The sequence below is a fragment of the Pseudoramibacter faecis genome (assembly GCF_036289405.1).
Classification (GTDB): Bacteria; Bacillota; Clostridia; order Eubacteriales; family Eubacteriaceae; genus Pseudoramibacter; species Pseudoramibacter faecis.
Genome location: NZ_JAYFFI010000001.1, coordinates 379,608 through 401,940, shown reverse-complemented (window position 1 = coordinate 401,940; position 22,333 = coordinate 379,608). Strand labels below are relative to the sequence as shown.

21 protein-coding genes and 2 pseudogenes are annotated in these 22,333 nt (G+C 61.2%); 11 read left to right on the top strand and 12 right to left on the bottom strand.

Annotated features, from left to right (window positions below; translation table 11 throughout):
- Window positions 1-221: 221 nt before the first annotated feature.
- The gene (locus tag V3C63_RS01905; RefSeq protein WP_329886118.1) at window positions 222-803 is read right to left on the bottom strand and encodes a TetR/AcrR family transcriptional regulator; all 582 of its coding nucleotides are present in this window, start codon (window positions 801-803) and stop codon (window positions 222-224) included.
- Window positions 804-1,045: 242 nt separating this feature from the next.
- Between V3C63_RS01905 and V3C63_RS01900 the strand changes: the two genes are divergently transcribed.
- Window positions 1,046-2,905 (top strand): heavy metal translocating P-type ATPase, encoded by a 1,860-nt coding sequence (locus V3C63_RS01900; protein ID WP_329886117.1) that lies wholly within the window; start codon window positions 1,046-1,048, stop codon window positions 2,903-2,905.
- A gap of 573 nt (window positions 2,906-3,478) precedes the next feature.
- On the opposite strand, the gene V3C63_RS01895 is transcribed toward V3C63_RS01900, so the two are convergent.
- On the bottom strand, window positions 3,479-5,221 hold the full coding sequence (locus tag V3C63_RS01895) for a [FeFe] hydrogenase, group A (RefSeq protein ID WP_329886116.1): 1,743 nt from the start codon (window positions 5,219-5,221) through the stop codon (window positions 3,479-3,481).
- Complete coding sequence (locus V3C63_RS01890; RefSeq protein WP_329886115.1) at window positions 5,215-7,053, bottom strand: NAD(P)-binding protein; 1,839 nt, start codon at window positions 7,051-7,053, stop codon at window positions 5,215-5,217. Before V3C63_RS01890 ends, V3C63_RS01895 begins: the two co-directional genes overlap by 7 nt.
- Before the next feature lie 388 nt (window positions 7,054-7,441).
- Here V3C63_RS01890 and V3C63_RS01885 point away from each other — a divergent pair, with 388 nt between their 5' ends.
- The 5 genes from V3C63_RS01885 (at window position 7,442) to V3C63_RS01865 (ending at window position 10,085) form a co-directional block, all read left to right on the top strand.
- On the top strand, window positions 7,442-7,960 hold the full coding sequence (locus V3C63_RS01885; protein WP_329886114.1) for a flavodoxin: 519 nt from the start codon (window positions 7,442-7,444) through the stop codon (window positions 7,958-7,960).
- Window positions 7,961-8,497: 537 nt separating this feature from the next.
- The gene (locus V3C63_RS01880; RefSeq protein WP_281672574.1) at window positions 8,498-8,722 is read left to right on the top strand and encodes a DUF1659 domain-containing protein; all 225 of its coding nucleotides are present in this window, start codon (window positions 8,498-8,500) and stop codon (window positions 8,720-8,722) included.
- Window positions 8,723-8,759: 37 nt separating this feature from the next.
- Window positions 8,760-8,984 carry a DUF2922 family protein gene (locus V3C63_RS01875; RefSeq protein ID WP_329886113.1) on the top strand — a complete coding sequence of 75 codons (225 nt, stop codon included), beginning with the start codon at window positions 8,760-8,762 and terminating at the stop codon, window positions 8,982-8,984.
- A 326-nt stretch (window positions 8,985-9,310) separates the two neighbouring features.
- A complete protein-coding gene (locus V3C63_RS01870) occupies window positions 9,311-9,508 on the top strand; it encodes a hypothetical protein (RefSeq protein ID WP_329886112.1) in 198 nt (65 codons plus the stop codon).
- The gene (locus tag V3C63_RS01865; protein WP_329886111.1) at window positions 9,501-10,085 is read left to right on the top strand and encodes a glycoside hydrolase family 25 protein; all 585 of its coding nucleotides are present in this window, start codon (window positions 9,501-9,503) and stop codon (window positions 10,083-10,085) included. Before V3C63_RS01870 ends, V3C63_RS01865 begins: the two co-directional genes overlap by 8 nt.
- 23 nt (window positions 10,086-10,108) lie before the next feature.
- Here V3C63_RS01865 and V3C63_RS01860 read toward each other — a convergent pair whose 3' ends face one another.
- Window positions 10,109-11,368, bottom strand: coding sequence for a hypothetical protein (locus tag V3C63_RS01860; protein ID WP_329886110.1), 1,260 nt, complete (start codon window positions 11,366-11,368; stop codon window positions 10,109-10,111).
- A gap of 191 nt (window positions 11,369-11,559) precedes the next feature.
- Here V3C63_RS01860 and V3C63_RS01855 point away from each other — a divergent pair, with 191 nt between their 5' ends.
- The 3 genes from V3C63_RS01855 to V3C63_RS01845 all read left to right on the top strand — a co-directional run bounded on the left by V3C63_RS01855 (window position 11,560) and on the right by V3C63_RS01845 (window position 13,174).
- Complete coding sequence (locus V3C63_RS01855; protein WP_329886109.1) at window positions 11,560-12,078, top strand: YcxB family protein; 519 nt, start codon at window positions 11,560-11,562, stop codon at window positions 12,076-12,078.
- A gap of 34 nt (window positions 12,079-12,112) precedes the next feature.
- Window positions 12,113-12,766: a sugar O-acetyltransferase gene (locus V3C63_RS01850; protein ID WP_329886108.1), complete on the top strand. Its 654-nt coding sequence runs from the start codon at window positions 12,113-12,115 to the stop codon at window positions 12,764-12,766.
- A gap of 105 nt (window positions 12,767-12,871) precedes the next feature.
- The gene (locus V3C63_RS01845; RefSeq protein WP_329886107.1) at window positions 12,872-13,174 is read left to right on the top strand and encodes a hypothetical protein; all 303 of its coding nucleotides are present in this window, start codon (window positions 12,872-12,874) and stop codon (window positions 13,172-13,174) included.
- 13 nt (window positions 13,175-13,187) lie between these two features.
- Here V3C63_RS01845 and V3C63_RS01840 read toward each other — a convergent pair.
- The 7 genes and pseudogenes from V3C63_RS01840 to V3C63_RS01810 form a co-directional block, all read right to left on the bottom strand.
- A pseudogene (locus V3C63_RS01840) lies at window positions 13,188-13,560 on the bottom strand (ABC transporter permease subunit).
- 73 nt (window positions 13,561-13,633) lie between these two features.
- A complete protein-coding gene (locus V3C63_RS01835) occupies window positions 13,634-13,783 on the bottom strand; it encodes a hypothetical protein (RefSeq protein WP_329886106.1) in 150 nt (49 codons plus the stop codon).
- 102 nt (window positions 13,784-13,885) lie between these two features.
- Window positions 13,886-14,656, bottom strand: a complete 771-nt coding sequence (locus V3C63_RS01830) for an alpha/beta fold hydrolase (RefSeq protein ID WP_329886105.1) — start codon at window positions 14,654-14,656, stop codon at window positions 13,886-13,888.
- 52 nt (window positions 14,657-14,708) lie between these two features.
- Window positions 14,709-14,951, bottom strand: a complete 243-nt coding sequence (locus tag V3C63_RS01825) for a hypothetical protein (protein ID WP_329886104.1) — start codon at window positions 14,949-14,951, stop codon at window positions 14,709-14,711.
- Between the two features lie 105 nt (window positions 14,952-15,056).
- Window positions 15,057-15,359, bottom strand: a complete 303-nt coding sequence (locus V3C63_RS01820) for a DUF6506 family protein (RefSeq protein WP_329886103.1) — start codon at window positions 15,357-15,359, stop codon at window positions 15,057-15,059.
- A 109-nt stretch (window positions 15,360-15,468) separates the two neighbouring features.
- Entirely contained in the window at window positions 15,469-15,855 is a 387-nt protein-coding gene (locus tag V3C63_RS01815) for a CPBP family intramembrane glutamic endopeptidase (RefSeq protein WP_329886102.1), read from the bottom strand.
- 492 nt (window positions 15,856-16,347) lie between these two features.
- Window positions 16,348-18,795, bottom strand: coding sequence for a heavy metal translocating P-type ATPase (locus tag V3C63_RS01810; protein ID WP_329886101.1), 2,448 nt, complete (start codon window positions 18,793-18,795; stop codon window positions 16,348-16,350).
- A 283-nt stretch (window positions 18,796-19,078) separates the two neighbouring features.
- On the opposite strand from V3C63_RS01810, the pseudogene V3C63_RS01805 reads away from it, so the two are divergent.
- Both V3C63_RS01805 and V3C63_RS01800 read left to right on the top strand, forming a co-directional pair.
- Window positions 19,079-19,904, top strand: a pseudogene (locus V3C63_RS01805) (PTS transporter subunit EIIC); the annotation flags it as partial.
- Window positions 19,905-20,123: 219 nt separating this feature from the next.
- On the top strand, window positions 20,124-20,432 hold the full coding sequence (locus tag V3C63_RS01800) for a glutaredoxin (RefSeq protein ID WP_329886100.1): 309 nt from the start codon (window positions 20,124-20,126) through the stop codon (window positions 20,430-20,432).
- Between the two features lie 56 nt (window positions 20,433-20,488).
- Here the strand turns inward: V3C63_RS01800 and V3C63_RS01795 are convergent, their stop codons facing one another.
- Complete coding sequence (locus V3C63_RS01795; RefSeq protein WP_329886099.1) at window positions 20,489-22,156, bottom strand: M61 family metallopeptidase; 1,668 nt, start codon at window positions 22,154-22,156, stop codon at window positions 20,489-20,491.
- Window positions 22,157-22,333 lie beyond the last annotated feature (177 nt).

The following is a 22,333-nucleotide window of genomic DNA, read 5'->3' as shown; positions in this document are numbered from 1 at the left end:
TTCTTTTTTCACCCTTGAAACGCTTTTTGCGCCGGGGGGAGCGGTTCTTCCTTAGCGGTCAGCGACCTCATCCGCCTTGCGTAAAACCAATCGGTCAATCCCCTTCGCTCTCCCTCAGAAAAGCATTCGGCCGATACAAATCAGCATTGGCCAAACGCCGGTCAGGCACGAGGCCATTCGATCAAACGGCCCCTTGGCTGGGAAAAGCGGAGAGTCATGCATCACCTTGCATCCTGCGCCCCTCGCCTCAACACCGGATCGATCACCGCGCTGTAGCAGGCGGCGAGTTCCTCCGGGGTGGCGCGGCGCCCGCCGTCGATCCAGAAGCGCACCGTCTCCACGAAGGTGGCCACCAGATGCCCGAGAAGAAAATCCGCGGGGATGTCATCCCGGGCGGCGATGGCCGAGGCCAGTTCTTCGGCGAAAACCGCCTTGAGCGCCCGGCGGAAGGGCTCGAGAAAAAGCCCCGCCGCGTCGGAGGCGAGCACCCGGGCAATGGGGCGCCCCTCTGCCTGCAGGTGATAAAACATGTGGGTGATGGCGGAGCGGGTGTCACCCTTGTCCTTAAAATCGTGGGTGGGCTCGGCCGTGTCGTGATGGACGGTCACATGGGCGCAGATCTCGCCGCACAGGGCGCGAAACAGGTCGTCCTTGGCGGGAAAATGGGCGTAAAAGGTGGAGCGGCCCACATTGGCGGCCTCGATGATGGCCGCGACGGTGATCTTGTCGTAGGGGGTGGTGGCAAGCAGGTGCTCAAAGGCGGTGAAAATGGCCTGCCGGGTTTTTTGCTGGCGGCGGTCCATGGGGTCTCCTTTTCAATAAAATCAAAATAAAGCGAGCCAAAAAACGTTTAAAGCCGATCAGGAGCGGACAAAAACCGCAAACTGTGCCGTAAGGAACAGGCCGGCGGTTTTGTGTCTGGTCTTTTTTGTTTGGGGGGACTATCCTGAAGATGACGAACAAAATGTTTGCTATCGGTTATTTGTCCTTTATTTTAAACGATGGCCCGGCCGGATGCAAGCCGGAGCCGGGAAAGGAGAAGCGCATGAAAACAATCCTTCAAAATTGGCTGTCGAACGAAACGCGCGTCACCGTGGTCTGTGTGGCGCTTTCGGCGGCGGCGCTCATTTGCTCGCTTATGGGCTGGCTTTCGGCCCTGCCGGTGGATATCGCCTGGGTGGGCATCATCCTGTGCGGGGTGCCCATCGTCGTGGGGGCGGCGGTGGCGCTCATTACCGAGCACGACATCAAGGCCGACGTGCTGGTTGCCATCGCGCTGATCGCCTCGGTGATCGCCGGGGAGTGGTTTGCCGCCGGAGAGGTGGCGCTGATCATGCAGATCGGCTCCCTGCTGGAGGATTACACCGACCATCGGGCGCGGCGGGGCATCGCGGCCCTGGTGGCGCTCACGCCCAAAACCGCCCGCCTCGTCGCGGATGACGGATCGACTTTGGTGGTGCCGGCGGCGGATGTGGCCGCAGGGCAGACCCTGCGGGTGGTGGCCGGGGAGACTATCCCGGCAGACGGCGTCATCACCGTGGGCGAGACCTCGGTGGATCAAAGCGTGATGACCGGGGAGCCCTTGCCGGTGGACGCGGGCCCCGGGGACGCGGTGATCTCCGGCACGGTCAACCGCTGCGGCAGCTTCGATATGCGGGTCACGGCGGCCGGAACCGACAGCGCCCTCGCCCGGGTGATTGCCTTGGCGGAGGCGGCGGACGCGGAAAAGGCGCCCATCGTAGGCCTGGCGGACCGCTGGGCCAGCTGGCTGGTGCTGGCGGCGCTGGCCTGCGCAGTGGTCACGGGGGTTGTGACCCATCAGTGGATGCGCGCGGTGACGGTGCTGGTGGTGTTTTGCCCCTGTGCCTTTATCCTCGCGACGCCCACGGCAGTGGCGGCGGCCATCGGCAACCTGACGCGCTACGGCGTGCTGATCCGAACCGGGGACGCTCTGGAGCGGCTGGCGGCGGTGGAGCGCCTGGCCTTTGACAAAACCGGCACCCTCACCGCCGGGAAACCGGCGGTGGTCTCGGTGGCGGCGGCAGACGGCGACGACGCGCGCCTTTTGCAGCAGGTGGCCGCGGTGGAAGCCCGCTCGGAGCATCCGTTAGGCAAAGCCATTGCGGCCGCGGCGGATGGCCCTTTGCCCGAGGCGGCGGGTTTTGAAATGACCCCGGGGCAGGGGGTGGCCGGCACGGTGGCCGGGCACCGGGTGCTGGCCGGGCGCAAAAGCTTTATTGCAAAGCGGGGGGTGGATGTGGCGGATACGGCGGCTGCGCAGGTCGGGCAGACGGTGATTTTTGCCGCGGTGGACGGCCGTTTTGCCGGGACCCTCGCCCTGGCGGATACCCTGCGGCCGGCGGCTGCGGATGCGGTGGCCGGGGTGAAGCGGCTGGGCATCGCGCCGATGCTGCTGACTGGGGACCACGCCGAGGCGGCGGCTCCCATCGCGCGCGCCGTCGGCATCGACACCGTGCGCGGGGACCTGCTGCCGGACGAGAAGCTCGCGGCGGTGCGCTACAATGCGGCGGATCCAGCGGCGCCGAAGATCGCCATGGTGGGCGATGGGGTCAACGACGCGCCGGCTTTGGCCGCGGCCTACGCGGGGATCGCCATGGGCGGCATTGGCTCGGACATCGCCGTGGAAAGTGCGGACGCCGTGCTCGTGACCGATGATATCGCCCGCCTGCCCTATCTGCTTTCCCTGTGCCGCCGGTGCCTCGCGCGCATCAAGGTGAACATCGTCGCCTCGATGATCATCAACGTCACGGCCATCGTGCTTTCGGCTCTGGGGGTGCTCACGCCGGTGAGCGGGGCGCTCTGGCACAACTTCGGCTCGGTGTTCGTGGTGGTGAGTGCGGCGCTTTTGCTCGCGGCCAGGGATCAAGGGGCGCCGTCCGAATGACGGGGCGCCGCGTTTGAAAGATCAGCTTTGGCATCAAGGCGGCTCGACAGGGCCGCTTTTTGTGTGCCTTGCTTTGAGTATAGCGGGTGGAGCGGCAGGCGCAAGGGCAAGGTGGGGCGATATCGAGCGGATCGGCCTTCTCTTCTCAGCCAAAGTTTGTTTGCCCGGGCGGCTTATCGTCCGGCAAGCGTCCCAACGCAATGGTTTGTCCTTCTGCGAGGGAGGGCGAAGGGGGGTGATCGATTGGTTTCACGCAAGGCGGATGAGGTCGCTTTTGACCAATCGAACTTCATCTTCGATGCGCTCTCTTGGAAGTGCTCCGGGACGCTCTTCTAACTGTTTCTTTCAGAAACAGAGTGCGACCGGCTGCCCTCCCTCGCGCACTCTCCTACACCCCTCAAACGCTTATATACCTAGGGATGAGGGTGTGCCGTTGTATTAAGCTCCGTTTGAGCGAAAGGCACGTTGCCAAACGTTGAGTCTTAGCGATTCGGCAACGCGCCTGCCATGAGCCCGCAGCGCTCCCCTGCAAAAAACCCCCGAAGCGCGGACTTCGGGGGCTTGGCGTGTCGGTTATAAACCGCGGGGCATGGCCCAGCGATGGTGGTCGGTGTGGAGCAGGCGGTGGGCGGCGGGGCTGCCCGGCTCGCCGTAATGGTCGCGGTAGAGCGTCTGGATATCCGGGTTCTCGTGGCAGTGGCGAATCGGCGCGTCGCGGTCGAGGAAATAGAGATTCTTTCCTCGGGTGAAGGCGCGCTCTTCGCCGTCGTGGATGGGCTGTCCGCCGCCGCCGACACAGCCGCCGGGGCAGGCCATCACCTCCACAAAATCGTAGTGGGCCCGGCCGGCTTCAAGCGCCTCGATCAGGCGTCGGGTATTCGCGAGACCGCTCACTGCGGCGACGCGCAGAGGGATGTCCCCAATGGCAAAGGTCGCCTCGGTGATGCCGGTGTCCCGGCCTGCTGCCCGCACATCGGCGAAGTGATCTCCGGGGCAGTTGCGGCCGGTCAGGGCGTGATAGGCCGTGCGCAGGGCGGCCTCCATCACGCCGCCAGTCGCCCCGAAGATGATGCCCGCACCGGAGACGTTTCGGTACAGGGTGTCCGCCGGGACGGCCTCGAGGGTCGCCACGTTGATGTGGCAGGCGCGGATCAGCCGGGCAAGTTCCCGGGTGGTCAGCACGCAGTCGGTCTCGTGGCCGGCGTATTCCCCGGCGTAAAGGGGCATCTCAGCCTCGCTCTTCTTGGCGAGGCAGGGCATCACCGCCACGGAGAAGATGCGGTTCGGATTCAGGTGCTGATCCTCGGCAAAGGCCGTTTTCATCACGCTGCCGAACATCTGCATCGGCGACTTGGCCGTGGAGAGGCGGCTCTCGAGATGGGGATATTCGCTTTTGAGAAAACGCACCCAGCCGGGACAGCAGGAGGTGAACATCGGGCGCTCGGCCAGATCCCCGGCGGCAAAACGGGTAATCAGCTCGTCCGCCTCCTCCATGATGGTCAGATCGGCGGAGAAGGCCGTGTCGAACACGTAATCCGCGCCCATTTTTTTTAACGCGTCAAAAATCTTGCCCACCGGGGCCGCCTCCAGGGGCAGGCCCAGGGATTCGGCCCAGGCCGTGCGCACCGCCGGCGCGACCTGCACCACCACGGTGGTGTTCGGGTCCATCACGGCGCGCAGGAAACGGCCGGTGTCGTCCCGCTCGGAGAGCGCGCCCACCGGGCAGTGGGTGATGCACTGGCCGCAGAGGGAGCAGCCCGCGTCCTCGATATTGCGGGCGTGGGAGACGTTCACGGTGGAGCGGGAGCCCGTGCCCTCGAAATCCCAGACGCTAAGGCCTTGCATCTTGTCGCACACCTGGATGCAGCGCATGCACTTGATGCATTTGGCCGCGTCGCGGATCAGCGGGAAGTCCCGGTTCCAGGGGCGGCGTTCGATGCAGGACCCAAAGGGAACGTCCTGAATGTTGAGATCCCCCGCCAGATCCTGCAGCGAGCAGTTGCGGCTGCGCACACAGGTCGCACAGCGGAAATCGTGCTGGGAGAGGATCATCTGCACGGTGCGGCGCCGGTCGATGGTGACCTTGGGGCTGCCCGTCAAAATTTCCATGCCCTCGGCGACGGCGTTGTTGCAGGCGGTGAGCAGGCGCTCGGTGCCCACGATCTCCACCGCGCACACCCGGCACGCGGCGATTTCGTTCAGATCCTTCAGAAAGCAGAGGTGGGGAATGGCGATGCCGACGGATTCGGCCGCCTGCATGATGGTGGTGTTTGCCGGCACGGTGACCGGGATGTGATCGATGGTGCAATTTACCATTGGGGCTGCCTCCCGCCTTTAAAAATTCCGAAGCCGTAGTGGTCGCAGCGCAGGCAGCGCGAGGCCTCCTGACGGGCCTCCGCCGGCTGCATGCACAGGGCCACGCCCTCAAAGTCGCGCACCCGTTCGCCGGCTTCCCGCTCGCCGGGCTCCACTCGGCCGCAGGGCGCGTGGTCGAAGTCGCCGATGGCGGGATCGGGGACGGCCACGTCGCAGGTGATCTCGTGGTGATAGCCCAAAAATTCGTCGATGTTGGCCGCCATCACCTTGGCCGCCGCGATGGCCTGGATCACCGTGGCCGGGCCGGAGGCGCAGTCCCCGCCGGCAAAGAGGCCGGGCAGACCGCGGAAGCCGCCGTTGGGCAGGGTGAAGATGGTGCCGCGCTTCACGGGGATGCCGGCATTTTCGTAATGGTCGGTTTCGATGTTCTGGCCGATGGCGACGATGAGGGTGTCGCAGGGGATGCGCACGTCGGCTTCCCCCGAGGGCACCACCGAGGCGCGCCCGCCCTTGATGGCGGAGATCATCTGGGGGGCGGCCCAAAGCGCGCGCACCCGCCCGGCATCGTCCACCTCGATGCGCGCCGGCGCCCTGAGGGTGGCCAGCTCGACCCCTTCTTCCCGGGCCCCGTCGATTTCGCCGGCCAGGGCGGTCATGTCGGCCACCCGGCGGCGGTACACACAGCTGACTTTCTTCGCGCCGAGGCGAACGGCCGTGCGCACGGCGTCCATGGCCACGTTGCCCCCGCCGACCACGGCGACGCGCTGACCGGCGAGGTCGGTGGTGAGCCCTTTGCCCACATCCCGGAGGAAGCGCACTGCGGAGATGACGCCCGGGGCGTCCTCGTGTTTGAGGCCGAGCTTCTTGTCGGTGGAGGCGCCGATGGTGATCAGCGTCACGTCAAAGTCGCGGCGCAGCGCATCCAGGGTGAGGTCCTCGCCGATTTTAACCCCGTGGCGCACCTTCACCCCGGTGGCCAGGATGGCGTCGGTGTCGCGCTCGAGCTCGCGCTTGGGCAGGCGGTAATTGGGGATGCCGTAGCGCAGCATGCCCCCGAGGCCCGGCAGCATTTCAAACACCGTGGCCTGGTGGCCCATCAGCTGCAGGTAATAGGCAGCGGAAAGCCCGGCCGGCCCCCCGCCGATGACGGCGATTTTTTTGCCGGTGGCCGGCGCGCAGGGCGGAGGCGGCACCACGCCGGCATGGTCGGCGGCGAAGCGCTTGAGCCCGCAGATATTCACCGCGTCGTCGACGATGTTGCGGCGGCAGCGCGCCTCGCAGGGATGCTCGCAGATATAGCCGCAGGTGGCCGGGAAGGGATTGTCCTTGCGGATCAGGCGGATGGCGTCGGCATAGCGGCCCTCCCGCACCAGGGCGGTGTAGCCCGGCACGTCCACATGGGCGGGGCACAGCGAGACGCAGGGCACCGGCTGAGCCGTGATGCAGTGGCAGCGCCCGCTTTTGATGTGCGCCTCGAAATCGTCCCGGCATTCGCGCAGGCAGCGCCACACCATGTGGGCGGCTTCGTAGCCGATGGCGCAGTCCGCCGTTTCCGAGATGGATCTGGCCGTCTCCTCGATGAGGGTGAGGGTGGCCATGGTGGCTTCGCCGTCAAGCACCTCGGTGAGCAGATGCTTGAGCTGCAGCAGGCCGATACGGCAGGGCACGCATTTGCCGCAGGTCTGGGCGTGGCAAAGCTCCAGAAAGGCACGGGTGGTATCCACGGGGCAAATCCCCGGCGGGCTCGCCTCGATGCGGCGTTCCAGCGTTTTGTAAAGTTCCTCCACTGCAAGCTCGGCGGCGGCGGGGGTGTAAAGTTCCAGTCTGCTCATGGGGCTCCTTTCTAACGATCGGCGGGGCCGCGGTGCGCGCGGCGCGATCGCCCTTGATGATTCGGGTGATGGGCCAGGGCCTGTTTGAAAAAATAAAGAAATACACAGATATTGTACAATTGTATGTAAACAAGTGCAAGATAAGTTTAAACTTTGTCAAAGAAGGGTAAAATTTTGGCAATCCACGAAAATTTGATATCGTTTTATCAAACTCGCCCCGATGGGGATTCGCGCAGACGCGTCGGGACGCTGTCGTCGGCGATACGATGGCGGCGATACGATGGCCTCGGCATCAAAACAGCGAATGCGTTAAAAAAGCAGGACGCCTCATTGTGTGCGGGGCTTCGAGGGCGTATAATGGCATTAACAGCAAACAGGAGGTATGATGATGGCAAAAACATTGGTGATTTATTATTCGCGCACCGGCGAAAATTATGTGGACGGCAGCGTGAAGGTGCTCGACAAGGGCAACACGGCCGCCGTGGCTCAGATGATCGCCCAGACGGCGGATGCGGATTTGTTTGAGGTGCGAACGGTGAAGCCTTACCCGGCGGATTATTACGCATGCATCGACGTGGCGAAGCAGGAACTGCGCGACAAGGCTCGCCCGGAGCTCGCCGCCAGGCTAAACAGCGTCGCGGGCTACGACAACGTCGTGGTGGCCGGGCCCTGCTGGTGGGGCACCTATCCGATGGCGATCTTCACCCAGCTGGAAACCCTGGATTTTGCCGGCAAGCGCGTCTTCCCGGTGATGACCCACGAAGGGGCGGGCCTTGCGGGATCGGCCCGGGCGCTTGAGCAGGCCTGCCCGGGAGCGGAAGTCGGCCCGGGACTTGCCGTGCTCGGGGCCAACGTGGCCGAATCCTGCGATGTGGTGGCCAAGTGGGCCAAGGACAACCTGGCGTAAGACTGCTCGGCCAAACGGTAAAAGCCGCTCGAAAGAGCGGCTTTTTTGTGCGGGCTTTGGAACAATTGTTTTTCTCTGTGAGAAAAGGTGCGGGCCATTCGTAAGGACAGCCCCACAAGGGAAACAACGCATTGATCAATGCGGCAACGCACCCTTTCGTTTGGACGCCCCCAAGGGGAAGAAGGCGCCCCATCGATTCTTAAATTTTTCTTTCGCGCATCGGCAGCGTCCGCCGGTCTGTCCGTTCGGGCCGTTCGGGCCGGGATGCGCTGCTTTTGGCCGCTGGGACGCCGACAGTTCGCGCCCCCGATGCCGGCCAGATTGGCCACCTTTCATTATTATTAAATATAAAACATAAAGGTAAAAGGCGCGCGCGAGAAAAGCAAAAAATCCGCCGGCGGGGCAGGGTCAGCCGCCCCGGTTTTCAGCGCGCATCCCCATCTTGCCCTTGCGCTTCGTTTTGAAAGGGGTATCATCAAATCAAGATCATGATCGACGGCAGGCCTGCCATCAAAAAACAAGAAAGCAGGTAATCAAATGGCAATCACAGCAACAAGAACCGCGCTGTCTCTGCGAGTGCGCCTGAATTACGGCGTCCAGGATAACGGCAGCGTCAAAACCACCAGCAAAACCTATGCAAACCTCAACCCGAATATCAGCGACGAGCAGATTGTCGCCGGGGCGAAGGGCCTCGGCCTGATGCTCACCCCGGCCCTGGAGACCATCTCCCGGGTGGAGACCACCCAGCTGGTCGAAGGCTAACGGGCGCTTTGGCGCATGCAAACAGAAAGGATAAACCATGGAAGCAACGAATTATTTAGCGATTGAATGGACCACGGAAGCCGGGGAAACCGGCACCCTGAATCTGATGGATTACAAGACGGATGCGGATGATGCCGCGATCAAGGCGGCGCTTTCCACGGTGGTGGCCAACAAGCTTTTCGCCTATGACGGCAGCCCCATCGCCGCGGTGAAGGCGGCCAACCGCGTCGGCCGCACGGTGACCCCGGTCGCCCTGGCATAACGGCCAAGACAGCGCCGAAGCCCGGCCGCGTGCCGGGCTTTTCGGATGGAGGCGCTGCGCTTATTGGTTTGAACGGCAGGCTTCCCGCCTGACCGGCGTTTGGCGATGGCTGATTTGCTTCGCCCTCCCTCGCAGAGAGACGAATCATAACACCGGGGCGCTTGCCAAACGCTAAAAGGCACGGCCATTCGTTCGGATCAGCTGAACAAGAGCAATGGCGGATTTGTCAACTCGGCAACGCACCTTTCGCCAAAACAAAACCATCAAGGGAAAAAACGTGCCGAACAAATGACCTCAACCCCACGTATTCACAGAAAGGAAAACCCATGCAACTCGATTTATGGCGGGCGGCTATCGTCCGCATGGCGCGCACCTGGGCCGAGGTGTTTTTGGCCTACGTCGCCGCCTGCCGGCCGATGAGCCCGGCGGGCTACCGCGAAGCGCTAATCGTGGCGGGCTTTGCCGCCCTCTTCGCCCTGGCGCTGGCGCTCAAGGGCTTGCCGGAGGTGACGCCCCGTGTTTAAAGGCATCGACATCAGCAATCACCAAAGGACGTTTGACCCAAACGCGCAGGATTTTGTGCTTATGAAGGCGAGCGAAGGCAAAACCTACAAGGATCCGCTGCTGGACGCGCACTATAACCGTCTGCACGGCAAGACGGACGGGCGGCCGGATTCTAAAAAATTATACGGATTTTATCACTACGCAAGGCCGGAGAACGGCAATTCAGCGCAGGCCGAGGCGGACCACTTCATCAGCTTGGTGGGGCACCACGCCGGCCACGCGATTTTTGCGCTGGATTTTGAAGGCGCGGCGTTAAGATATGGGCCGGTTTGGCCGCTGGCGTGGCTAAAGCGCGTGTTTCAGCGCACCGGCGTGCGCCCGCTGTTTTACTGCTCCGCGTCGCAGACGGGACGCTACGCGGCCATTGCCCGGGAAAATTTCGGGCTTTGGGTGGCGCATTACGGCGTGAAGCGCCCGGCGGTGCGGAGCTGGCCGTTCTGGGCGATCTGGCAGACGGACGCCCGGGGCGTGGATCACGATCTTTTTAACGGGGATAAACGTGCGTGGCAAAGGTACTGCCGGGGCGAGCGGCACTAAAAAGACAGACGACCGGCATGTCTTTAGCCTGATGACAAACGGGAACGGCGCACGGCCGGGCCGATGGCCCCGATACCGAAGATTGCGGCCGCGGCGACCATCAAAAGTTGCCGCCCGTAAATCCCCAGGAGGAGAAGCATCAAAAACACGAGCGTTGCGTCGGCGACCGGGAAGCCGGCAAAGTCGGCATACGGCGCCTTCCGGGGGCGAGCGCTCCGGAAGCGGCGGATCCAGAAGAGCGTATAGACCACGAGCAGCCCGAGGATGAGCAACAGATAAAGATTGTCGCCGGGCGCGTCGACAGCGCCGTCGGCGCCGCGGAAGATAACCGGATCCCACGCGGTAAAAATCAGCGCGGAGGTCGCCGCTGTTGCCGCTCCGATGCGCTTCATGGCCGCAAGGATGCGGTTTTCGGGCGATGCCTGCGGGGCCGGCGGCCACATCAGCCGCAGAATCAGCTTCGGCAGGGCGATCGCGAGCAGCAGGGCGGCGCCGAACCAGCTGAAGCCGAGGCGATAGCTGCGGCCGGCCAGAAATGCCTGCGTCATATCCCGGGTCGACAGAATGTCACCCAGGTCCGAGCGGAGCCGAGGGGCCATCGCGTCCGGATTGCGCATGTCACAGTGAAAACTGCCATAAATCCCCATGACGACCGGCTGACGGCCGCTTTTTTTCAGGGATCGATATTCCCGCTCAAAGTTTTCGACCATCCGCGTCTCGCGCCAGGCATCTGCGGCCGGCGACGACAGATCAAAGCGGTAATATCGCTTTCCCTGGCGGATATTGTCAAGCGTCCGGCGGTACGCCTCGGTATGCGTCCGGCCGTGATTTTTCAGATAAGTCAGATACCAGGCGCCGTCGGTGTCGTAACGATGGCCGACATCGGTGCCGTGAAAAATGGTCTGCGGTTCATTTTTCTTGATGCCGCGGTAAAAGGCCAGCGTTGCGGGCGTGTGGGACGGCGATCCCTTCGAGTGCCGATAGATCCGCTTCAAAATGGCGTCGTCCCCTGCGCGCATCCAGAGGTTCAGAGCCTGCGCGGTAAAATAGGCATCCTCGATAAAAAGATCCCGGCTGCCGCGACGGTAATACTGATGCCAGAGCGCAAGCTCTTCTTCCAGCAGCGGCGAAATGCCGTGGGATTCTCCGCAAAGGGCGATTTTGACAGGCCCTTTGGGCCGATAAGCCGGGGCGTGCGCACCATGCGGCAGCGCGCAGGCGATGGCCGCCGCCAGCACGACGGTCAGCAGCAGGCCGGGATATTTTTTTAAAAATGATTTCATAATGGGCGCCTCAGATTGAAATGATTGGATGGATTGGATGATTAGATGGATAGAAATGATTGGATCGGTAGATATTTTATCACAAAAGTCCGGTGGCCTGGGCGGCTCAAGCCGCCGGCGCGCGGGCCGCGCCCGTGTTGATCGGTCTGCGGTTTTATGCTATGCTTCTATTAAAATGGAGGTTAAAGCAGATGAACACCTATCACACGACGGCAACCGTGACTTATGAGGCATTTAAAACCATGTGCTGGGCCCTGATGCGGCGGCGGAAAATAACGATCGCCGCCGGGATCGCATTCCTGTTTCTGATCGGCGTGGGGATTGACGCTTGGGTGGCCGGCCAATACGGCATTGTCCTTTTCGTGCTGATCCTGGGGGTGGGCTATCCCCTGCTGCTTTATCTGATCGTTCGTGCCAATATCCGCCGGGTCTACCGCACGACCAAGGCCGCTCAGAACCTGACGGTGGACTACGCCTTTGAGCCCGAACGGGTCGTCGTGAAAACGGCCAACGGCGAAAATCGAATCCGCTATGAAGATTTTTACAAGGTGATCGAAACCCCCACCCATTTTTATTTGATGATCGGCAGCAATCAGGCCTATATCGTGGTGAAGGCGAATTGCGACGCGGCGCTGATCGCCTTTTTGAAAGGGCTCCGGGAGCAAATTGGCCCTAAAAAGCATTCGGTCGGCCGTTCAAAGACGCGTTAGAAGCATCCGCGTGGGCCAAACCAAGGAGAATATCGTGAACGAAAAAGAAAAAATGCTCGCCGGCGGGCTTTATGACCCGGATCAGGAAGACCTTGCGGCCATGCGGGCGCAGGCCCACGACTTGTGCCGCGAATACAACGGCCTTTCGGAGACGGACGCCGACAAGCGTCAGGCGATCCTTGCGCGGCTGCTGGGCGGCCTCGGCGAAGGCGCCTATCTGCAGGGGCCCATTCAATTGGACTACGGCCGGTTCACCACCATCGGCCGCAACGTGTATATCAATTTTAGCTTCACCTGCCTCGACTGCGCGCCGGTGAGCATCGGCGACGATGTGTTTGTCGGGCCGAACGTCAGCATTTTAACGCCCGTCCACCCGATGCGCCACCAGGAACGCAACGCCTTTGTCCGAGCGGACGGCACCCCGGGCAACCTCGAATATGCGAAGCCGGTGGCCATCGGGGACAATTGCTGGATCGCGGGGAACGTGACCCTCTGCGCCGGGGTGAGCATCGGGGCGGGCAGCGTCATCGGGGCGGGCAGCGTGGTCACGCGGGATATCCCCAAAAACACCTTCGCAGGCGGCGTGCCCTGCCGTCCCCTGCGGGCCATTACCGAAGCGGACGCCATGGCCGCGTGGGACGCGGCGCGAGAGGATGCAGGGGTTCGATTTATTGAATCCGCAAGATAGTTTTTGCCATTTTGACGTTCGGCAAAACCGATTTGTACTGGACTCGCGCATCATCCCCTTTCACCCCGGGGGCGCTTTTTGCACTGAGGGGAATAGGAGTTCCGATTGGTGATGCTCGCCCCCATGAAGCCCGCCATGGCGATGGCGAGCACCATCCCGGGGAAGGAGATCATCATGTCGGCGATGCGCATGATCACCGCGTCGAGCACCCCGCCGAAATGGCCGGCGAGGATGCCCAGGGCCCGGGCGCAAAAAGGCCAGGGTCTTGGTGGGGTCCTGCGGGGTAATGACCGGCGCGAGCACCGCGACGAGAAGGATCAGCACCACCAGCGCGGACAGGAGGATAAAGCCCCGGCGGTTTTCCTTCACGCCGAGCATCCCGGCCGGCCGCTTTCGGGATCGGTTTAAAAAAGCATCGGTCTCATCCCCTCAGCTGCACTCTGGGATCGGGCCGGTGATAGGTCATGTCGACAATGGAGTTAATCACCATGTCAATCAGCGCGATCCACAGCACATAGCCCTGCACCAGCGGATAATCGTCGTTTTCGAGGACTTCCACCGCGAGGTTGCCCAGCCCCGGATAGGCAAAGAGCACCTCCACCACGGAGGTGCCGCCCAGCAGGCTCCCCAGGGAGAGGCCGAGCATCGTCATCAGGGGGCATGGCGTTTGGGATCACGTGGCGCCAGAGGATCTGCCGCTCGGAAAAGCCCCGGACCCGGGCGCCGACGATGTAGTCCTGGCCCGGCTCCCCGAGCACCGCGGTGCGCACCTGCCTGGCGTATTTGGCCGACATGGCAAAGGCGAAGGAGCAGCGCCGCCCAAAAAACATAAAGCGCAAGAAAGACTGGAGCGACGCGGCCGGCGGGTTATTTGGAGTTCAGCAGCGACACGATGCCCGAGACGGCAAACAGCGCGCAGAGCCTGAAATAAAACAGGCCGCCCGAACGGTTGCTTTCCGGCGCATAGCGCAGATTTCGGCTGAAGATGCCGACCGTCAGAAAGCAGACGGCGGCCATAAACGATAACATTGCGGCCAGGCGAGGGTGTTTTTTTTCGCATCAAAGCCTCCTTTTCATTTATATACAAAAGCTGATCGGATAGGAGCGGAAACCGCCGGTTTATGCCGGGGCGTCTTCGCCGCGAAAAAACGCCAGAGCCAGATCCGCCACGCGGTCCGGCGTCCCGGGGTCGGCGTTGAGGGAATGGTTCTCTCCGGGGAAGACGGTGATGGGCAGATCGAACCGCGCGGCAAAGGCCCGGGCCGCGGCGACGGGCACCACCGGATCCGCCTCGCCGTGAACCATGCAGACCGCCGCCTCGCCGGGGCGAAACCGCTTGAAGAGATCGTGGGCGGCAAAATCCGCAAACATCCGGGCCGACACCTTAACGGGGTCGCCGATGCCGAGGTTCGGCTGGAGATAGCCCTGTCTTTCGAGCAGAGCGAGGGCGGCGGGATCCGGCGCGGAGCCGAGAAAGAGCGTTGGCATGTTGACAGCGCCGCAGCGCACAAAGAGCCGCCGGCCGAGATGGGGGCGCAGGCTCACATAAAGCAGGGCGACGTAGGCCCCGAAGCTCGAGGCGAAATACACCGGGCGGGCGCGGGGCCATCGCTCTGCGGCGGCGTTTTCCACCGCGGCCAGGCTCTCAAAGCAGGCGTCGAGGGTGAGGGGCTCCCGGCGCGCCTCGGCGCTGCCGTGCCCCGGCTGGTCGTAGGCGATGACGCCGAGCCCCGCCGGCACCATCCGCCGAAAGAGCAGCTGACCGGTGGCGCATGCCTTTGAGCTTTCAAAGCCGTGAATCATGATGACGATTTGCCCGGCGGCATCCGGCACGCCGCAGATGGCCGGCACGACGGCGCCGCCGGCCTTGGCAATATGGATGGGCTGCATCGGGACTCCTTTCTGGACGGAAGGCGGCATCCAAACAAAAAACGTCGTCGGGCTATCGGCGATCCGCCTCGGGTTCCTCGGCCCGGCCGTCGGCATCCTCCGCATCCTCGGCGCGTTGGCCCTGAGCGGGTGCCGCAGCGCTGCCCAGGGAGAAAAAGGCCGAGCCCAAAGCGAGATAAACGCAGCCCATCGCGGTGTTTTTCTTTACGAAATTCATTATGGCCGCAAAATAAAAACAGCCGGCGGCGAGATAATACAAAAAGGCCGAACGACGGAAGTTTTTGGCGGTGTTCATGCCAGGCTTCTGTTCCATTTAACTTTAATTATTTGAACCATTGTAACACAAAGAAGCGGCCGGGAGCAAATAAAAAAGCGCCGGTTGGCGCGCGGCAAAATGCCGTTAAAACAGATCGTCCCCGGATCGGTGACCCATGTTGGGATTCGGATCGAAGCGCACGACGCCGACGTTGATTTTGGGGCCGGCCGCTTTTTTGACCCGGGCTACGCCGCAGGTGCCGAAGCTCGGGCACAACTCGATGGCGCGCAGATCCGGATTCATCGCGAGCTTGCGGGCGGTCTGCTCCGCCTCGGCGTAGGACGAGACGCCGACCAGATGCATGTGGAAGGTCATCGAGGGGATTTCCGCGTGATGGGTGGCCGGGTGGAGCCCCTGGCCGATATACATAAAGACAAAAATGGGCATGGCTTCCTCCTGATGGTTTGTGATGCCCCTATTGTATCATGGGGAGGCGCCCCGGGGCCGGCAGGGGGCAAACCAAAGGCTTGCCGGTTTGAGACCTCGAAGCGGCAGCTCAACCCTCCGGCGAATGCCGGCGGCCTTTGCCGGGCCGCGGGAGAAAGCGGGGCTTTTTCGCGGCGAACAGATGGATATAGACGCCGATCATGGGCAGGATCAGGGCAAAAACGGCGTGAACCGCGTTTTCGTGCCAGATGCCGAAGAGGGCGGCCGAGATCAGAACGGGCCGCACCGGCGTTTTGAAGAGCTGGCGCAGGCAGTTGAAGATCAGCCCCCGGAAAATCAGCTCCTCGACGACGGGACCGAGCACACGGGCGGCCAGGAAGGTCCAGAGATAGCGGCCGCTGTCCACGGCGGCCATCGACTGGTTGAGCTGGGCGGGCAGCTTGTGGACAAGGGGAATGGCGGAGAGGACGCCGTCGGCAAAGAGCTGCCACAGCATCGACAGGCCGTGGCCCCGAAAGCACCGAGCACGATCACAAGCCCGCTTTGCGCCGGAGAGAGGCGGCATAAACGGCGCCGATCAAAGCGATCAAAAGCAGAGGGCGAAAACGGTCAGAGGTTAAACGGTTGGTCACGTGAAGGTCCTTTCGTGTCAAATCGTGTCAAAACGGGGAGGCCGATAAAAAAACACGCGCCCGATGAAGCATCCAATAGGCGCATAACGTTCATGGCTTAGCATCCGTTTCTGCAGCCTGGCTTAAAGGAGGAGCATACGCAAAATGGCGGCTCGCGGTCCGTCTTTGCCATCGGATGGTTTTTCAATATTATTTGGTTCTCGTTTCTGCGAGGGAGGGCGAAGGGGATGAGATCGCTTTTGACAATTGCGCAGCTGCGCCCCGCCGCGCTCCTCAGCGGTCTTCCGGCTGTTTTCTGCGAAAACAGAGGGCGACCGACAAAAAACCGCCCCTTTCGGAGCGGTTAAAAAAAACGGTCAGACCTCGGCGGTTTCAAGCGCTTCGGCCTTGGCGGCTACCTGGCGCCCGGAGCCGCGGCGCCGGTAGAGAATGCGGATGGCGTTGAGCACGCAGAGCACCGAGACGCCGGTGTCGGCGAAAACGGCGACCCACATGTTGGCGTGGCCCAGAAGCCCGGCGAGCATCACGATGGCCTTTACCGCCAGGGCAAAGACGATATTGGCCCAGGCGACGCGGTTCGTTTGCTTCGCGATGGCGATGGCGGCGGGCACCGAGGCGAGCTCGGCGTTCATGAAGACCACGTCCGCCGCCTCGATGGCGGCGTCGGCCCCACTGCCCATGGCGGCGCCCACATCGGCCCCGGCGAGCACCGGCGCGTCGTTGATGCCGTCCCCGACGAACATCACCCCGCCTTTGTCCTGCCGGATCTCCCGCAGGGCGGCGAGCTTGTCTTCGGGGAGGAGCCCCGCGCGCACGGCGTCGATGCCGGTGGTGCGGGCGACCGCTTCGGCGTTTTCGGCTCTGTCCCCGGTGAGCATCACGGTGCGGATCCCGGTTTGCTTCAAGGTGGCGACGGCGCCCGCCGCATCGGCCTTCACCGCGTCGGCGATGACCACCGCGCCGATAAACTGCCCGGCCTCGGCCAGATACACCGGCGTGCCGTAGGCCGGGACGGCGTCCTCCGGCAGGGCGACGCCCTGGGCGGCGAGGAGCTTGTCGTTTCCGGCGAGAAAGGGCTTGCCCGCGATCTCAGCGATGATGCCCTGGCCCGCTTCTTCGCGGACGTTTTCGGCGGCGGCCGGACTCAGGCCGCGCGCTTTGGCCGCATCGACGATGGAGACGGCGATGGGGTGGCTCGAGCGCGCCTCGAGGGCACAGGCGACGGCCAAAAGCCCGGATTCGTCGTAATTCCCGCGGGCGTCGATCTGCTGCACGGTGAAGTTGCCTTCGGTGATGGTGCCGGTTTTGTCCATCACCACCGCGCGCACCTTGTTTAACGCTTCGAGGGAAAGTCCGCCCTTAAAGAGGATGCCGCGCTTCGAGCCCGCGCCGATGCCGGCGAAATAAGACAGCGGCACCGAGAGCACCAGCGCGCAGGGGCAGCTGATGACGAGGAAGGACATGGCGGTGTAGATCCACTGGTGCCAGGAGGCGCCGAAAAAAAGCGGCGGAATCAGCGCCGCGGCGACGGCCGCCGCCACCACAAAGGGGGTGTAATATCGGGAGAAGCGGGTGATGAATCTGTCCATCCGGGGCTTGGTGGCTGCCGCGTTTTCCACTGAGTCGAGGATCTTGGTGACCATGGAGGCTTCCAGCGGTGCCGTGACCCGCAGGGTGAGCGTGCCGGCGGTGTTCACACAGCCGGAAACCACATCGTTTCCCGGGGCCACGGCCACCGGCACGGGCTCGCCTGTCACCGGGGAGGTGTCGATGCGGGACGTGCCTTCGGTGATGATCCCATCCAGCGGGATGCGATCGCCTGGGCGCACCACCACCAGATCCCCCGACTGGGCGTCTTCCGAGGGGATCACGCTCACGCTGCCGTCCGCTGCCACGCGGTTTACCACCTCGGGGCGCAGGTCCGCCGCCGCCATGATCTGATCGCGGGAGCGGTCGGAGGCGCGGTCTTCAAAATATTCGCCGATGCGGTAAAACAGCATGACGCCGACGGCTTCCGGCCACTCGGCGATGGCAAAGGCGCCGATGGTCGCCACCGCCATCAAAAAGTGCTCGTCGAAAAACTGACCGTTGAGCAGCATGCGCACGGCCACCGCCACGATGGGCAGGCCGATGATGGCGTAGGAAACGAGATAAAGCGAAAGCCACACGGGCATCCCGGCGCCGAGCACCTTCTCGAAAAGAAGCCCCGCGATAAAGCAGATCCCCCCGAGGAAGAGCTGAAGCTTGGCGTAGCCTTCGCCGAAAAACCACTCGGCCACGCCGGTTTCCTTTGCTTCGCTCGCTTTGGCCCGGGCGGCGGCCACCGAACGGTCACGGGCAACAATCTCGCAGCCGGGCTCGAGCTTGCCGGCCAATTGGCTCATCGCGGGCAGGTAGCGGTCCGGGTCGTGGGCCGTGACCCGCACGAGCCCCGCCGGATAGGCCACCTGAACCGCCTCGAGGCCCTCGATTTGTTCGAGGCCGCGCTCGACCTTAGCCGCGCAGTCCGCGCAGTCCAGCCCGTTGATCTGGTAGAGCTTGGTGGTGGTGGGCCGGGGCGGACAGGTGCATTCGTCCATCGGCGCGTCGCAGCGCCCGCAGTGGATGCCGTGAGCGGAAAGACTTGCCGGATCGATGGCGACCGCTTCGGCGTGGCCGCAGCCGCAGGCATCGCTGTGGTGGTATTCGTGATGATGCACATGACCGTGAGCGCAGCCACAGCCGTCTTCGTGGTGATGCGCGTGATCGTGATGATCGCAGGGCACATGCGCGTGTTTGGGATCATGATGATGTTCGCAGGACATGATTTTCTCCTTTAAAATTTTTAATGGGCAAAGACCCGAAATTCAAACGGTTAAATATATGCGTAAATAATAAATGATTGGTTCTTCATGTTTTATGATAGTCCGTTTTAATGGAAATGTCAAGGCGGACGCCCGAAATTAAGGTGTAAAATTAAACACTGCCGCGCCTGAAACGCCGGCGAAAAAAAGAGCGGTCACAACGGCTGAAAAAGATTGCAATGATAAACGATTTGCGATAAAATGGTCAAACCAATATCCGTAAAGGAACCTTAAGGAGGAAACCGTGAAAGATAAAATTTTCGGCGTTTTGCAGCGGGTGGGCCGCTGCCGATCGCGCTTTTGCCCATCGCGGGGATCCTGCTCGGTCTCGGTTCGGTATTTACCAACGAGACCACCCCGGCGGCCTATCATCTGACGGCGTTTTTCGGGCCGGGCACCTTTGTGCACGGCTTCAATGCGATTCTGTTGGCGGTGGGCAATGCGGTTTTCGGCAACCTGCCGGTGCTGTTCGCGCTGGGTGTCGCGATCGGCATGGCCAAAAAGGAAAAGAAGGTCTCGGTGCTGGCGGGGCTGATCGGCTATATCGCGATGAACACGGCCATCAACGGCATGCTGCGCATCACGGGGCAGATCGACGCCGACGGCAAGCTCCTCAAGAGCGCACATATCCTGCCGGGGGCCATCACCCGGACGCTGGGCATTACCTCGCTGCAGATGGGGGGTGTTCGGCGGGATCATCGTGGGCCTCGGGGGTGGCGGCGCTCCACAACCGGTTTTATAAAATCGAGCTGCCCAACGCGATTTCCTTTTTCGGCGGCAGCCGCTTTGTGCCCATCATTTCGACGCTGGTGTACACCTTTGTGGGCATCGCCTTTTATTTCGCGTGGCCGCCCATCTCTGCGGGCATCAACGCCCTCGGCGTGCTGGCGGCGGCCTCTGGCCCCCTGGGAACGCTGGCCTTCGGGGCCATCGAGCGGGCGCTCATTCCCTTCGGGCTGCACCATGTGTTTTATATGCCCTTCTGGCAGACGGCGGTCGGCGGCACCATGAAGGTGGGCGGCAAAATGATCGAAGGCGGGCGGAATATCTTCTTCGCGCAGCTGGCCAACGGCCCGGTCCAGGCGGGGAACCGTTTTTCGCCATCGATTATTACGAGGATGTGACGGAATAACATTCGCGCATCGGCGGCAGGACGCGCAGTTGACAAAGCCGGCCGAACGTGGTATTTTAAATGCATCCAATATAAAATAACGCTTTTAAATAGCGCGGCTAACACCGGCGGGAATGCCGCCGGCGATTCAGGAGCAAATCCAGAAAGGAAAAGCGACATGATTACTTTTTATGGCGTCACCGGCTGCCCGGACTGCGAATACGTGAAGACCCAGGTGCAGGGGAACCCCGAATTTCACTATGTGAATGTGGGCGAAAATATCGGCAACTTCAAGGCCTTCCTCAAGCTGCGGGACAATGATCCGGCCTTTAATGAGGCCAAGGCCGCCGGCCGCGCCGGGGTGCCCTGCTTCGTGCGCGAAGACGGCAGCATCACCCTGAACAAAGAAGATGTGGGCATCGCTCCGCGGCCGCAGGACGCGCCGCTTGCCGGGCAGGCCTGTAGCCTCGACGGCAGCGGCTGCTGATTTCGGTCAAAACAAAAGCCAGCTGATTACAATCAATAATCGGCTGGCTTTTTTTGTTAAGGGGTGGCTTTTTTGCGAAATAAAAAGGTGCTGGCAACCATTACCCATGTGAGCATGGATAAACCGATTGCTATTTTGTGAAGGGTGGTTTTTTCGTAAGTGATTTTGATTCGGCCGGTTCCCTTTGACGGGATGGCTAAAAATCCTGTTGCATTTTTTTGCACGCGTAACACCTTGCCGTTTTCGTCAAAAGCCTTAAAGCCGCGAAGATAGGTGATCGGGGTTTGGATCATATGGCTTCCTTTGGGCAGCTTTCGGATATAAAAGGCTTGACCACGCTGCGAGAAATGGTGCAGGGCCCGTTTGCCGTCGATTAAAATGGCATTTTCGATCAATAGATTGGTTTGTATTTTCTGATCGGCCGGCGCATGGGGATTCGGATATAAAGATCGGTGGTTTTCAATTTGGAAATCCCCCGCATGGAGGATGCCCCGCGTCTGGTCGCCGACGACTTGCCCTTTGGCCCGATAGTCGTAGAAGCCGTTGACAAGATAAACGCGCTCCAGTTTTTCATTCTCCGAAAAAGAAGGGTGACTCAGCGCATCGGACAAAGTGACGGGCGTGACCGTTTGAGTGCGGCCGGCCGGGTTGCCGGCATGCGCCCGATGAAGGATATCTTTAACGGGATAAAAATTTTGACTGGCAAAAACGAGATATAAGGCGGCGGTCATGATGATGAAGGGTTTTGGGCCTAAGGAGGGTGATTTTGCAGCCCACAATTTTTGAAAACCATAGGCGATTGCAAAAGCCGCGAATAAATAAAAGAGGCCGTCTAAACGCCAAAGCATTTGGATCATATCGATGAGGGCAAGATGATCCAGCACATTCCATGGGATCAAATGGCTTTGCAAGACCAAGATCGTGCCCATGCCGATAGCGCATTTGAAGAGGGTTCGATCAAGCAGATGGTCATAAATCAGCAGAATCACTACGATGATCAACAATAAAAAAAGAATGTTTGAAAAATTGAGGGCACCGTTCCATTTGGTGAAAAGGCCACTGCCATCGCGCAGGCTATAACTGAGTTGATGGCGGTATTTTAAATTTTGAGCGGGCACCTTCAGCCATGCGTTGGCCATTCGCTGTTCCAGCATCGGGAAGGTAAAAATGGCGGTGGCCGGGATCAAAATGAGAATCGCTTTAACCCAGCAGATCACGCGCGCCCGGGTGATTTGCCTTCGCATGAGCGCGGATAAAAAAAGAACGGCGGCATAAACCATGCAGAAAAATAACGTTAAGACATGTGTCAGCGTGAGCAGCGTGACGCCAAGGACGGCACGTTTCATCCATTTTTGATGGTTGCCGCAGATCAATTGGGAAATCCCCATCATCACCCACGGGAGCCAGATAAAAGCCATGTATTGATTGTACATGGTTAGCTTCAGAAGATTGATGTTAAACCCGCTCACTCCAAAAATATAGAGGATGGCAAAAATAAAAGCGGGAAGCGGCTTACCCTGCCATGTCAGATAGGTATCATAAGCAATCGCAAGCCCAATCCAGTGAATCGCGGCGTTAAACAACAGCACCGCCGTGACGGGCCGGCCTGTCAAATGCCACAGAAGCGCGGCGGGATCGTTTAGAAAGTAAGGATAAAAGAAATGGACACCGTAGCCTTGATGATTAAAAGTATGAAAACAGACATCAGGGATATATTTGCCCATGTGTATGTTTTGCTCAATTTCATATAAACGGGATAAATGGAACCAGCCATCCAAGCCGATGGGAAAAGCCTGCAGCATTAAAAAAGGCAGAACCGGCAGGATTGAGAGCAGCATAAAAATCAGGTTTCGGATTCGCCAATCGGTTAAACCCTGTTTGGAAGATCGTTTCATGGTTTG

Coding starts and splice junctions, on each gene's coding strand:
- V3C63_RS01905 (WP_329886118.1), bottom strand. CDS start 803: ATGGACCGCCGCCAGCAAAAAACCCGGCAGGCCATTTTCACCGCCTTT.
- V3C63_RS01900 (WP_329886117.1), top strand. CDS start 1,046: ATGAAAACAATCCTTCAAAATTGGCTGTCGAACGAAACGCGCGTCACC.
- V3C63_RS01895 (WP_329886116.1), bottom strand. CDS start 5,221: ATGGTAAATTGCACCATCGATCACATCCCGGTCACCGTGCCGGCAAAC.
- V3C63_RS01890 (WP_329886115.1), bottom strand. CDS start 7,053: ATGAGCAGACTGGAACTTTACACCCCCGCCGCCGCCGAGCTTGCAGTG.
- V3C63_RS01885 (WP_329886114.1), top strand. CDS start 7,442: ATGGCAAAAACATTGGTGATTTATTATTCGCGCACCGGCGAAAATTAT.
- V3C63_RS01880 (WP_281672574.1), top strand. CDS start 8,498: ATGGCAATCACAGCAACAAGAACCGCGCTGTCTCTGCGAGTGCGCCTG.
- V3C63_RS01875 (WP_329886113.1), top strand. CDS start 8,760: ATGGAAGCAACGAATTATTTAGCGATTGAATGGACCACGGAAGCCGGG.
- V3C63_RS01870 (WP_329886112.1), top strand. CDS start 9,311: ATGCAACTCGATTTATGGCGGGCGGCTATCGTCCGCATGGCGCGCACC.
- V3C63_RS01860 (WP_329886110.1), bottom strand. CDS start 11,368: ATGAAATCATTTTTAAAAAAATATCCCGGCCTGCTGCTGACCGTCGTG.
- V3C63_RS01855 (WP_329886109.1), top strand. CDS start 11,560: ATGAACACCTATCACACGACGGCAACCGTGACTTATGAGGCATTTAAA.
- V3C63_RS01835 (WP_329886106.1), bottom strand. CDS start 13,783: ATGGCCGCCGTCTGCTTTCTGACGGTCGGCATCTTCAGCCGAAATCTG.
- V3C63_RS01830 (WP_329886105.1), bottom strand. CDS start 14,656: ATGCAGCCCATCCATATTGCCAAGGCCGGCGGCGCCGTCGTGCCGGCC.
- V3C63_RS01825 (WP_329886104.1), bottom strand. CDS start 14,951: ATGAACACCGCCAAAAACTTCCGTCGTTCGGCCTTTTTGTATTATCTC.
- V3C63_RS01820 (WP_329886103.1), bottom strand. CDS start 15,359: ATGCCCATTTTTGTCTTTATGTATATCGGCCAGGGGCTCCACCCGGCC.
- V3C63_RS01815 (WP_329886102.1), bottom strand. CDS start 15,855: ATGCTGTGGCAGCTCTTTGCCGACGGCGTCCTCTCCGCCATTCCCCTT.
- V3C63_RS01810 (WP_329886101.1), bottom strand. CDS start 18,795: ATGTCCTGCGAACATCATCATGATCCCAAACACGCGCATGTGCCCTGC.
- V3C63_RS01800 (WP_329886100.1), top strand. CDS start 20,124: ATGATTACTTTTTATGGCGTCACCGGCTGCCCGGACTGCGAATACGTG.
- V3C63_RS01795 (WP_329886099.1), bottom strand. CDS start 22,156: ATGGGCAAATATATCCCTGATGTCTGTTTTCATACTTTTAATCATCAA.